This is a genomic window from Planotetraspora phitsanulokensis (genome assembly GCF_016863295.1).
In the GTDB taxonomy this organism is placed as follows: domain Bacteria; phylum Actinomycetota; class Actinomycetes; order Streptosporangiales; family Streptosporangiaceae; genus Planotetraspora; species Planotetraspora phitsanulokensis.
This window is the reverse complement of sequence record NZ_BOOP01000008.1, coordinates 45,082-57,389: the sequence shown is the minus strand read 5'-3', so window position 1 is coordinate 57,389 and position 12,308 is coordinate 45,082. Positions and strand designations below refer to the sequence as shown.

General features: G+C 64.7%; 6 protein-coding genes. 1 reads left to right on the top strand and 5 read right to left on the bottom strand.

The window, feature by feature from the left end; translation table 11 throughout:
- Positions 1-1,908: a DNA cytosine methyltransferase gene (locus tag Pph01_RS10090; protein ID WP_275412821.1), complete on the bottom strand. Its 1,908-nt coding sequence runs from the start codon at positions 1,906-1,908 to the stop codon at positions 1-3.
- A gap of 359 nt (positions 1,909-2,267) precedes the next feature.
- A complete protein-coding gene (locus Pph01_RS10085; protein ID WP_204072756.1) occupies positions 2,268-2,753 on the bottom strand; it encodes a very short patch repair endonuclease in 486 nt (161 codons plus the stop codon).
- 391 nt (positions 2,754-3,144) lie between these two features.
- Between Pph01_RS10085 and Pph01_RS10080 the strand changes: the two genes are divergently transcribed.
- Entirely contained in the window at positions 3,145-5,121 is a 1,977-nt protein-coding gene (locus Pph01_RS10080) for a DNA translocase FtsK (RefSeq protein WP_204072755.1), read from the top strand.
- On the opposite strand, the gene Pph01_RS10075 is transcribed toward Pph01_RS10080, so the two are convergent.
- The 3 genes from Pph01_RS10075 to Pph01_RS10065 form a co-directional block, all read right to left on the bottom strand.
- Positions 5,102-7,195 carry a UvrD-helicase domain-containing protein gene (locus tag Pph01_RS10075; RefSeq protein ID WP_204072754.1) on the bottom strand — a complete coding sequence of 698 codons (2,094 nt, stop codon included), beginning with the start codon at positions 7,193-7,195 and terminating at the stop codon, positions 5,102-5,104. The two genes, Pph01_RS10080 and Pph01_RS10075, sit on opposite strands and share 20 nt — an antisense overlap.
- Before the next feature lie 63 nt (positions 7,196-7,258).
- Positions 7,259-9,133 carry an MrfA Zn-binding domain-containing protein gene (gene drmB / locus Pph01_RS10070; RefSeq protein ID WP_204072753.1) on the bottom strand — a complete coding sequence of 625 codons (1,875 nt, stop codon included), beginning with the start codon at positions 9,131-9,133 and terminating at the stop codon, positions 7,259-7,261.
- A 1-nt stretch (position 9,134) separates the two neighbouring features.
- Positions 9,135-12,260: a helicase-related protein gene (locus tag Pph01_RS10065; protein WP_239116565.1), complete on the bottom strand. Its 3,126-nt coding sequence runs from the start codon at positions 12,258-12,260 to the stop codon at positions 9,135-9,137.
- Between the last annotated feature and the right edge of the window lie 48 nt (positions 12,261-12,308).

Genomic DNA, 12,308 nt, shown 5'->3' with positions numbered 1-12,308 from the left:
TCAAAACAGGACGTTCGCTGGCTCGACAGCGGCGCGGCACATCTTGTGCAGCGGACAGTCCATGCAGGCCGGCCCTTCGGGCCTGCACAAACTGTTGGCCAGCTCGATCAGGCCACGGTGGGCGTCGCGGGCGTCATCGTCATCCCCGATCATCCGCGCAACCGCGAGGCGACCATCGGTCATCCTGTTCTTGTCCTCCACCGGTTCGCCGGAGAATCGTCCGGCTACACGGAGCACGCCCTTCGTGACAAGCACCGGCTCCTCATTTCCGGGCGCCTCCGCATCTGGCAACTCCTCGCCTTCTGCCGCGAGAGAAGTCTCGGCGGAAAGTGGAGCCGCGAGCACCGCCAGAGCGGCGATGGCGTCAGTCAGGCCGGGGACGTCTCGGAGACGGTCGTCACCGAGGTTTCCAGGGTTGTCCACGAGATGACGCGCAATCCCCAAGATCCGGTCAGCGCGGTCCTCCCGGCCGATCCACCGGGCGACCTCGCGAAACTGCTCCTCATTGCCGAGTATTTTCGAAGGCCCATCCCAGCGGGCGACCAGCGGCCAGATGAGACGCACGGTGTTGGCATGGGCTCGGTCGAGAAGTGTCTCGCCGATGATGACCTGCCAGCGGTTCACACCAGCGAGCCACGGGAACGTTCGACGCTGTCGGGCGACATACCAGTGGGCGAGCGCGCGGGCAACGTCCTGCGTCGCGAACGGTGCCTTCACCGGAGCGTCAAGCGCGGCAATGATGGCCCGCCCCAGTTCCTCACCCAGCATCGGCGGAACGGCGTTGCCGATCTGCCGGAATGCCGCCGAGGGCGGACCTGCAAACCTGTACGTGTCCGGAAACGTCTGGAGACGTGCCGCCTCACGGACCGTCAGAGTACGGTTCTGATAGGGGTGAATGTACCAGTAGCCGTCCTTGGCGATGTGCGCCGTGATCGTGCGAGACAGCCCATCGGCGTCGAGTCGCTTGTACTTGTCGTCGAAGATGTCGTCCCGATAGCGCTTCACCTCGGCTGGCAGCTCCGAGTAACGGGTGTTGGAGCTCATCAACTCGAAGGCCGCCAAGTCGTCCTCTCGGACCGGTCGAGTGACATGGTCGAACACCTTGTGGCGGTCGGCCAAGTTCACCCTGGCCCGCATCCTCTGCTGGAACGACGTCAATGGCCTCTCATAATCGGCCCAGCCATCCGCACCGCCTTCCGGACGCCACCCACCCTCCACCGAAGGCAGATCGCCGATGGCGTTCATGACGGTTGTCCGTTCCGGCACCTCCCCCGGCCAGTGAAAGGCGGTGCGGTTGCGCAACGCCACAAGGATGAGCCGCTGCCGCCATTGCGGAACTCCGTACCGGTAGGTGTCCACAGCCCGTTCCTCTACGGCATAGCCCATGAGCTCCAGCTCGTGGACCATGGTGCGCAAAATGAACATCTCCCGGTCGAGCACCATGTCCGGCACGTTCTCCATGAGGACCGCAGCGGGCCGAGCCAGCCGGATGATCTCCAAGTACGATTGCCACAGGTTCCGACGCCGGTCACGCGCATCACGCAAACCATGTCTGACCTGATAGCGGATCTTGGAGCGGCCGGCCTTGGAAAACGGCTGGCATGGCGGTCCGCCCGCCAAGAGCTCGATCCCTGCCATTCTGATCAGATCGGCGACCTGCTGGATGATCGCCGGGTCACCAAGATCCCAGTCAACGGTCAGCCCGCCGTGGTGATGACGGTGGGTCTCGGTCGCCTCCCGATCGTGGTCAACCGCCAGCACCACCTTGTAGCCGCTGTCCTCCAAACCGAGACTGAGGCCGCCAGCGCCACAGAACAGGTCCGCGGCCAGGCGAGCACCGCTCCTCCGTAGAGTCGCCGCATACGAAAGAAATGAGGCGGTGTCGGGGGTCGACTCTGGATGCGGCACAAGCCGGACAAAAGGACCTCGCACGAGCTTCACACCATAGGTTTTCTTGCGGTGCGGTCGTGGATTTGTCTCGTCATGAGCTGGCACGGTAACGGACCATACTCGCTCGGTCCGTCATAACCGAGTCCCGTCGCCAAATGATCGCGGGACAGGGCTCGCCAGCGGAATGACTTCACCGGTCTTGCACTCTTGGCGACCGGCGCAGGGCCGGACTCGAGGACCCTGCCTCCGCTGCTCGCGCGAACACAACACGGAACCATGCATCGGTGGTGATTCACGCAGGCGTCTGCGGCATACACGCGGCCACTCGGTCTCGCACCACGGGAACGCCTAGCTCCGGTAGCCGGAATGGCCGATTGTCACGCGTCCACGTCGTATGTTCTCGCCTCGCCGCGCTCACGATCGCTGCCAACAAGCCCGCCAGACCGCTGGTGATCTGCGGAATCGGACAACCCTTGCGTGTCATGCGCAGACTCGAAACGGTGTCGATACGCCTCTTGCACAAGCCTTGCCGCTTCCCCCGGATCCTCGTGTTCCCAGATGCGCAGAACGCCCCAACCAGCCTCTTGGAGAAGACGATTGGTCTTTTGGTCGTTCTCGCGATTGATCCGAAGCTTGCGGGCCCAGAAGTCAGAGTTGGTCTTAGCCACCGTATGGTGCGTCGGACAACCGTGCCAGAAGCATCCATCCAGGAAGACCGCCAGCCGAGCTCTGGTAAAGACGAGGTCCGCTGTACCCACCCCAGGAAGCGGTCGCGTGCAGACCCTGTATCGCAGGCCCAATGCGTGGACTGCTCGCCGCAGAGCCAACTCTGGTCGGGTGTCGCGTCCCTTGTTGGACTGCATGGCTCGTCGCACACCTGCGCTGGATGCCCAGGAGACGGATCGACGTGAACCTTCCACCACAGCAGCTCACCCCTGCCTTCCCAGCCTCGGATAGTACCCGAGCCGAGCATTCTGTTCCGGGCAAAGATTGTCGATGCTCGTCGGGATCATCAAGAACGAGCTGCCACAAGGGGCACACTCACGCCTGTCCTCCCACCGGGCCGGGCTCAGGGACACTCTCGAACGGCGAGGCTTGCGGTTCACGATGCCGCAACGGCAGGCCCAGTTCCGTGTAAACGTGGCCATACCCACCGGAGCGACTACGATCCGTACCGAGCTCCGACTGTCGTCAGACCATCGGTCGGAAGCACGACGACCTCAATGACTCCCGTTGATCGGAACGGAGCGTGCCGTGCTGGACGGTGTCACGTTGGCCGATCGGTATCGCCTGGACGAGAAGCTTGGCTCAGGGGCGATGGGCGAGGTCTGGAAGGGCTTCGACCTGCGGCTGAACCGCGAGGTGGCGGTCAAGATCTTTCCCGATCATCTCGATCCGGACCCGCATCGGGTTGAGCGTTTCCGAGCGGAGGCGCAGATCTGTGGAGTGCTTCAGCACGCCGGGATTGTAGTGATCCACGACGCGGACGAAGACCAGGGCCAGCTGTTCTTCGTCATGGAGTTGCTGCCCGGTGAGGACCTGGCAAAGGTCATGTCCAGGGCTCGGAACGGCCTGCCGATCGAGCGCGTGATAACCATCGGAGCGCGCCTGGCGGACGCGCTGGCCGCCGCGCATTCCAAGAGAGTCATCCACCGGGACATCAAGCCCGCCAACATCATGCTTCTGCCCGGCGATCGACCGAAGCTCTGCGACTTCGGGATTGCCAGGGTCCTCGAGCCCGACCAGAGCAAGGCGACCGCACAGGTGGGCACTGCCGCTTACATGGCTCCGGAGCAGTTCGACGGCCAACCGGACGAGCGGAGCGACCTCTACTCTCTGGGCTGCGTCCTGTACGAGATGCTGACCGGTGATCGCCCCTTCCTCGGCCACGGTTGGCAACTGATCTTCCAGCACAACTCCAAAACTCCGGAGGCACCGAGCGCGACCCGCGCCGAAGTCCCGGCCGAGTTGGACGAACTGGTCCTCCAGATGCTGGCCAAGAAACCGGAGAACCGCCCGGAGACGGCGGCGGAGGTCGCCGCCCGGTTGAAGGCCATGCGGACTCGCTCGACGCCCAGACCCAAGCCGTCCGCCGGCGCCAGAACGGTCCGACAGCCTCCGTCCGAAAGACTTCTGAAGTCTGGCGTTCCGGAGCGGAAACACACCGACGTCGACGACGCCGCGGCGAAGAAGATCGAGACCGTTCTACGGAAGACAAGCGTCGACGCCAAGCTGGCTGGATACACCCGCGTCCCCGGTCTTACTCGGTTCGAGATCAGGCTGGGACCGACAACGCCCGCCGGTGAGGTGCTCGCATTGGCAGCCGCCTTTGCCGCTGCCCTGAACAACACCGCAGTTCGACTTGTCGAACTGGAACATTCGAGTTCGCCTCTACCGGGTGTCGCTGCCGTGATCGTCGAGGTGCCACACAGCACGCCCGACCTGATCAGCCTCGGCGATCTGCTGCGCGAAACGCCCACGGGAGACGCGCTGATCATTGGGCGCGACCGAGATGGCAATCCAGCCATCCTGGACCTGACGCAATCACCGCATGTATTGATCGGTGGTGACGCCGAGGACATTGATCCACTCCGCACTCTCATCGCCTCGGCTCTGATGCGACAGAGCCCACGTCACCTCCGCTTGGTGCTACTCGACTCCCGGAGGGGCGGCCTGAACCCCTTCACAGAGCTGCCGCACGTAGTGCAACAGGAGGATCCGCTGACGTGGGCGGTCGCCGAGGTTGAACGACGCTATGCAGATCTGTCCGCGATGCGCTGCCGTACTGCCGACGACTTCAACCGGGAGGTGCGCGAAGGGCGGACGCCTGTCCCGCTCGAGGCCCTGGGCGATGCCGAGCAGGTCCATCCGCACGTGCTTGTGGTCGTCGACGAGCTGGCCGAAACCATGCGGCTGCCCTCCGCAGAAAAGGCCATCAGGGAGCTGACCAGGGAAGGCCGCGCGGTCGGCGTTCATGTCATTGTTCGGACGACCTCCTCAGACGAACGTGTGATCACCGGTCAGGTCAAGGCCTACATCACGGCCCGGCTGGCCCTGAAGGTGCCGACGGCGGAACAGAGCATGCGAGTGCTCGACCAGGTGGGTGCCGAGTCGCTGCGCCCCGGGGAGGGGTTGCTCATTACTGGCCGGAAGAGCATGCCGTACCCGCTGAGACTTGCCGCGATCTCCAACGAGGAGATCGCGGCGATCGTCAACCACTGGCGAGGTTGAGAAACGGGCTTGGTTCACCGTGCCATGACACCTGCAGGCGTTCCCGCGCCCGGGTACAGGCGACGAAGAGAAGGCATCGTTCCCGCTGCAGGTCGTTCGAGTGGGTCGGGGCGTCCTGTTCCACTGGTGTGATCGAACCTGCGGCGGGCACCTGGTTCCCTCCCACCCCGATCACCGCCACGCAGCGGAACTCTAGGCCCTTCATCCGGTGCATGGTGGTGGCCCGCACGTGCCCCTCGGCGCCATCTTTGTCGCGCGTCAGGTGGCTGGCAGGGATGTTGGCACGCGTGAGCGCGGCTGCCGCGTCCTGGGCCAGGGGGCCCGAACGTGCGGCGATACCGATCTCCTCAGGCTGGACTCCCGCGTCCAGCCAGGACTGCACGGTCTCCACCAGGTGAGCGAGCTCCGCACTCTTGGTCGAGCCCCCGAACAACTCGGGTCTGGCACCGTGGACCTCGGAGCGGCAGCCGCTCAGGCTGACCCGCTGCCCATCAAGGTCGTCAATCTTGTCGGCGGCCAGCATGGCGCAGCTCCACGCGAGGATCTCCGCGGTGGTGCGGTAGTTGATCTTCAACCGCGTGGACCGACCGGCCAGGTGGATACCGACCGAACCGAGGCTGACCCGATTGTCGTAGATCCGCTGGTGTGTGTCGCTGGCGATGAACAGGTCGTCGGGCCCCTCGGCCACCGCTGCCCGCAGCACCCGCCAGCGGACCGGATGCAGATCCTGCGCCTCGTCCACGATCACGTGGTCGTACGCATTGCCGTCCCGTTCGGTCAACAGACGGGCCGCCTCTACGCAGACCGTCTCGAACGTGCGGAAGTTGCGGTCGTTCAACTCCTGGTCGAACTCTGCGATCGCGCGCCAGATCTGCGCCCGCTGCAGGGGGCCGAGTCGACGGCCGCGCCCGATCCGATGGGCCGAAAGGTACCCGTCGGAGGTGGTGATCTGCTGGGAAAGAACCACCTGCCGCCACTCCTCGCGGAGGAACGTCTCGCCGAAGTCCAGGTCACGGCGACGGATGATCCGCCGCCAGATTTCCATCTCCTCATCGTCGCGAAGCAGCGCGAACTTCCCGGAGTCCCCATCCACCACTCGGCGGGCGACCTGGTCCACGGTGAGCACGTCGATTCGAGAAAGGATCTCATCGTCGGTCTCCAGCAGCCGAAGCGACTCTGCCAACGATCGGGTGAGCGTCGCGGTGAACGTGGTGAGCAGCACCCGACCACCCCCTCGAGCGAGGTGTCGGGCACGGTGCAGGGCTGCCACGGTCTTGCCCGTGCCGGGACCACCGGTCACCTGGGCCGCACCCGAGTAGGACCGAAACGCCGCCTCCCGCTGCAGAGGATGCAGGTAGACGCGCCACCGCGCGAACGGCTTGTCGAACAGCTCCATGAGCTCGTCAGGCCCCCGAACCAGCGCCACCTTGTCAGGCATGCGCCGGGTGGCGGCAGCGAGGTCCTCCGGGTCGATTCTCTCCGGTGCGGCAGAGCCGACCACGTCGTTCCAGACCTCCTCGGGGGACATCCCGGCGGCCAGTCCGAAGAGCACGTCGTACTGGATCTGGGGAAGTCTGCCCTCCAGTGCCTCCAGCATGGCCGCATCGGTCAACATCCGCGCGAACTTGCGGATCTGGTCGTCGATACCCAGCCGGCTCAGGTCGGCATCGGAGATGTGCTCGAACAGAGGCCTCACTCGCTCCGTGGGGACCTGCGTCAGTGCCTCAATCGTCGTGTCGATGATTGCTTCGTCACGAATCTCCATGTGGCCGGTGGCCACGTTGACCGACACCCGGCGGTTCTGAGCCCACGCATAGGCCTCATCATGAGTGTCGACGCGAAGCAGGGTGAGCTGATCGCCCTTGTCGGGGACCAGGACGATGCCCCGGTATTTCCGGTCAATCCGGATGCTTTTCAGCCGCTCGTCACGGATGTTGTTGAGCTTCTCCAGGTGCGCTCCGGCATGAGCGGTCTGTTCGAACTTGAGAATGGTGTCGACGACCTTCTGCTGGACTGGGCGCTCCAAGCGGATCAGATCCTGCAGGAAGTCCTGGTGGATGCCCAGACGTGCCATGTCGTCTCCTCCCTAGCCGCGTCAGGCCCGACCTGCCGTGATCGGGCCTGAAGATCACGCTACTCACATGCCCTTGTAGAAGAAACCGGTCGACTGGTCCTCCGGGGTACCGATCAGCATGGCCCGGTCCAGGAAGACGTTGTTGGTCTCGCAGCTGGTCTCGGGCAGAAGCACGCAGGCATAGCAGGCAGCCAGGTTGAGGCTGTCGATGCCGCTGGCCTCGGACTCCATGCAGGGAGGGTCCTGGGAGCACCATTCGGTGCGCGCGAGAGCTGATTCCAGCGTCTCGTGGAGCTTGCGGTGCTCCCCTTGGGCCACGACGCCGCCCAGGCTGCCGGCCGAATCGCTTGTGGCCGTGTAAATGAGCACGCCGGCCATCTTGTCGGAGATGTACAGCCGCTCGCGAAGCGCCGCTGCGGGATAGCCACAGTCCAGGCTCCACTCATTGATGAGAACGTGCGCCAGCGTGTGCAAAAGCACATAGCGAGGCGTCACCGGAGATGTGATGTCGCCGGGTGGCTTCGTGCTTCCCGTTCGCTCAGCCCGCTCGCGCAGGATCGCGGTGTGGTTGCCCCAGATCTGGTGCGCCCGTCGCATCGGTCCCGGCCGCTGCTCCCACTCCCGAAGAAGCTGTTCGTCGATGGCGAGGAAAACGCCTTCGCCGCTGACCTCGACCGCCGGCAGCCAGTCCACCGGCCCCTTTGCCAGCGAAGCCTTCCGCGTGTCCCCCCCGGTCGGATCCGGCATGGCGACCCTGGTGAACGACTGGAGGGCTCGGACCTCGCGGAGCCGCTTCACCAGCATGGAGCGCTTGAGGCCGTAGGGCAGCGCTCTGCCGTCGCCGGGCGCCTGTACGCACTCGAAATTCTCGTCGCGGCCAACGCCTCCGGTGCCGTCGTAGAGCTGGTTGTACTCCTCCTCACGCAGCTCGTTCGCGGATTCGAACATGACCGTCTCGTCGGAATCCGGCAGGGCACTTGCCTCCAGCTCCCGACGCCGACGGACAGCCGACAAAACCTCCTCCGCGGTGAACCGGCCGTCATCCATGATGTCGGTCTTTTTGATCGTCTCGAGGATGACCGTATCCGGCAGGTCGTTATCCAGCAGAACGCCGAACATCGCGTAGTGCGGGTTCAGCCGTTGCTGCAGCGTCTCCGACCATGGAGGGATCGACAGCGCCGATCTGTTGATCGGGAACCAGGCCGCAGAGGCGCCTCGTTGCAACGTTCGCGGCGCGGCGGTGCACCCGGGTTGCTTGGCATCGCGCCCGAGCCAGGGCCGCTGCCCGGTGCACTTGATCCCCAAGGCGGACATGGCGCCGCCGCCAAAGGCTCCTTCGAGCGATGCCGGTCGCACTCCGCACGAGCACTTGATCACGACGGAGCGGAGCGAGGCTGTCTGACCGGTGCTTTCCAGCGTGAGTTCATGCTTGGTCTGCCCGCTCTCCCCGCGGGTCTGGTCGCTCTTCTTGTGCACCCACTCGAAGTACGGGAAGTCGTCCAGATGCCCGTTCTCACAGGCAACGACGAACCGTGACGGCGTTAGCGGCTTCTCGCAGGCCCCGCAGACGCTCTTACCTGGCGGCGAACCGAACCGGCGGAACTCCTGGAGCTTCATGCACGAGGCGCAGGAGTACATCTCCGGGAACAGGCGAACCCTGATCCCATCCCCGGAGGGGGGCTCATCCGCGGGAGGAAGCTGAAACTTTGCGACCCGAAGCCAGTGCTGAAGCCGCGGCTCATAGATCATGTCAGACGGCCACACACGCCAGCTGTCGAGCCCGCTGACGATGTACGACTGATCCTCGATGGCGAGGATCGCTCCCACACCGTACGTGGTGATGGCCTGGGCGCGCCGCACCGCGCCGAGCGGCTTTCGGGTGACGTCGCCATCGCCGTTCTGGCCGGCCTGTCGCGTTCGGCCGTTACGCAGTGCCATCTCATCGCTCCAGGTAAAGGTCGGACTCGGCGTCCACGTCACGGAGGCTCCACAGCGTGGGAGTCGCCTTCGTGAGATCGGTGTCTGTGTGGCTGCGCAGCAGCGCCTCGTCGGGATTGCGCCGCTCGCTTGGCTTGTGCCGGGGCTTGGCCTCATAAACCAGGTCTGGATTATCGTCGGCGAGCTGCAGCCATTTGGCGATGAGATCGTTGAGGTCCTTCTCGACCCCACTCAGCTCCTCCTCATCGACCGCCTTGACCCTGGCGAGAATCAGATCCTGCAGCTCCTCGACTCGGTTCATGTGCTTGTGTACGGCCGCCGCCGCCCCGTTCAGCCTGAGCTCGGGGTAGATGAGCCGAGCCATGCCCACCAGGACGGCATGCAGCGCCCGGTCACGAGCTCGGGGCGAGAACGGCGTGACGCTGGTGGACTCCACCTGCCGGTATAGCGCCGAGTGATAGGGCACGAAGCTCTCGTAGTGTGAGCGGTCCCGCGATCGGTTGGCGTTGTACAGCGTGACGACCAGGCCGGGGTGCTGACGTCCGACACGGCTGCTCGACTGGATGTATTCGGCGGTGGTCTGCGGCTGGCCTGTGATGGCCATGAGGCCCAGCCGGTCGACGTCCACACCGACCGAGATCATGTTCGTTGCGAGCACCGTGTCGAAAACGTTCTCGTCTGGAAGCATGCGCTCCAGGTCCTTGAGCCGCTTCGGGATCTCACTTGACTTCACCCGACTGGTCAGCTCGGTGAGCTGGTCCGCGCGTCGGGCTTGGGTTTCATGCCGCTCGGCCAGCAACTTGAGCCGATCCTGGACGTCATCCAGAACCTGGAGTTCGGCCGCGGCGAGGATGCGCAAGCTGCCGAAGTAGCCCACCAAGGTCCAGTAGGCATCCCGAACCGAGTCGCGACCCTCGATCTGGGCCGCGTGATGCAACAACGCCGCGTACGAGCGGACCAGGAGGGTCGCCTGACTGGTGTTGGGCGCGAGTAACCCGACATAGAGCCGTGACGCCTTGTCCGCAGCCGGCGTTTCCACTGCGAACCAGGAGTCGCGGGCGTCCAGGCCGGCGGGCGGAAACTGTGCCACCTCCCGGCTGAACAGCTGATTGACCTGCTTCTTCGCGCGGCGGATGGTGGCAGTCGAGGCGATCACCTTGGGCTGCTCGGCGGCAACGTCGATCGCGGTCTCATAGAGGCCGGTTAGGCTGCCCAGCGGCCCGGAGATCAGATGCAGCTCGTCCTGAACGATCAGCTCCGGTGGAGCCGTGCCCTCGCGATCCCGATTGAAGAGTGCCGCAACCTCGGGCCGCCAGGTGATCTGCGCGAACTTGTCCACAGTGGCGATGATCAGTGTCGGGCGAATCGCATAGATCTTCTCGTCCACCACGTGGACTGGAAGGGCGTCGTGGAAGTCACATTCCTCGGAGGCACAGAAGATGCGCATGTTGGAGCTGGTGAGGTCGACTTCATACTCGTCCGGTCCCATGGGGGTGCCGCACCATGGGCAGAAGCGGAGCTGAACCGGATTCTCCTTGTGCAGCTCGCCACCGTCTCGCAGCTTCTTGAGGCTTTCGGCGGCGTCCTTCAGCTTGTTCGGCGTGGCTGCTGCGCCGACCCACATGCCGATGGAGATGGTCTCGTTGCCCAGCTCGTTCGACAGTGCGCTCCGGATGTTCTCCATGGCGCAGATGAGGGTGGCGGCGCGCTCGAACTGCTGCAGAGTGAGCAGTCTGAGCGTGTACCGCATGATCGCGGTGACGCCTCCGCCGGCCGCCCCCCTGCTCAGCCGGCGTAGGAAGACGGTGAAGGCGATGATGCCCAGGTATGCCTCGGTCTTACCACCGCCGGTGGGAAACCAGAGGAGGTCGGCGCGCCGCCGGTCGAGGTGATCGGGGTCTACGATGCCGTCGAGGCACAGCAGCAGGAAGGCGATCTGGAACGGGCGCCACTTGCCCAGTTCCAGCTGCACCTCGCTCCTCTTCTGGCCCTTGATCCAGCTCGTGCGGGCCCGTTGAACGGCCATTGCCTCATTGGCGTACCGGAAGGCGGCCATGACTTGGGGGTCGCGCTGGAGCGTCTCAATGCCCGAGACCATTCGGTCGCAGGCGGCTTCGCACAGTCTGATCTGGTCTCGTGCGGCCTGCCCGTACTCCGTGGTACCCAGCAGGCGGGACTCCTCAGCGCGTTCCGCGATCCAGGCGCGGTATCCCTCCACCAGCCCGCGCACGGCCGAGAAGATCTCCTCATCGGGCTTCCGAGCCAGATCGATCATGCGGAGCGCCGAGTCGTCGATCTCCGGATTGGAGTCGGTGAGCAGCACTTCCTTGGTCGGGACAAACTCAGTCCAGATCTCAGCAACCGCAGCCGCGGCGCCCTTCAACATCGCCTCATCACGGGGGGCGGAAGGCGTCCAGTCCCAGTCGGCCGCGCAGCCGTGGCCGACCGCGAAGTTCGGCGCGTACCGGTAGAGCAGTCTGTTCGTCTTGATCTCGTCCTCGTCTGCGCCGACGGGCACGGGGCGCTCTACGAACGGCTTCGTCCCCTCCGCACCGGACACATTGATCCTGGGCTGGAAAAGGCAGTAGGCGTCGCGGATGCCGAACTGCTCGACCTCGTGCACGTTGAGCAGGGCCACCGTGATGGAGACGGCGCCCTCCTTCGGCTTCCGTACCCGGACTCGCAGCTCGACACCTGCAGCAAGAGTCTGGGTGAGCTGGCCAACGATGTTCGCATCAACGAGTACCGGGTCGATCTCCAACTGGCGACGACGCCAGCGCAGCTCCTGCTCCTCCGTGGTCCGACGCTCGGCGCGCTGGGCCTTCACCGGGCGACCGCTGCTGTCCACCGACTCATAAATCGCTGCCGTCACGGTCACCGTGATGATCGACGAAATCGTCGGGTCTACCCCGAAGGTCAGCCCCATGGAAGAGGGTGCCTGATCGTTCGCCAGGGAGACACCGGTATCCGGCGCATCGTCCTTGACCCGCGTCTCGGGCGAGAGATCGACATCGCGCTCCCCCATCTCCGCCTGGACCTCTTCGCGATCGCGCCGCTGAGGGTAAAGCACACCGGCCGCGTAGGTCGTCACCGGTGAGTCCGTGAGAATCTCGTCGTCCCCGCCCACCGGGCCGATCGTGTCAAGCCGTAAGCGTTTGACCAGATCTCTCCGGAA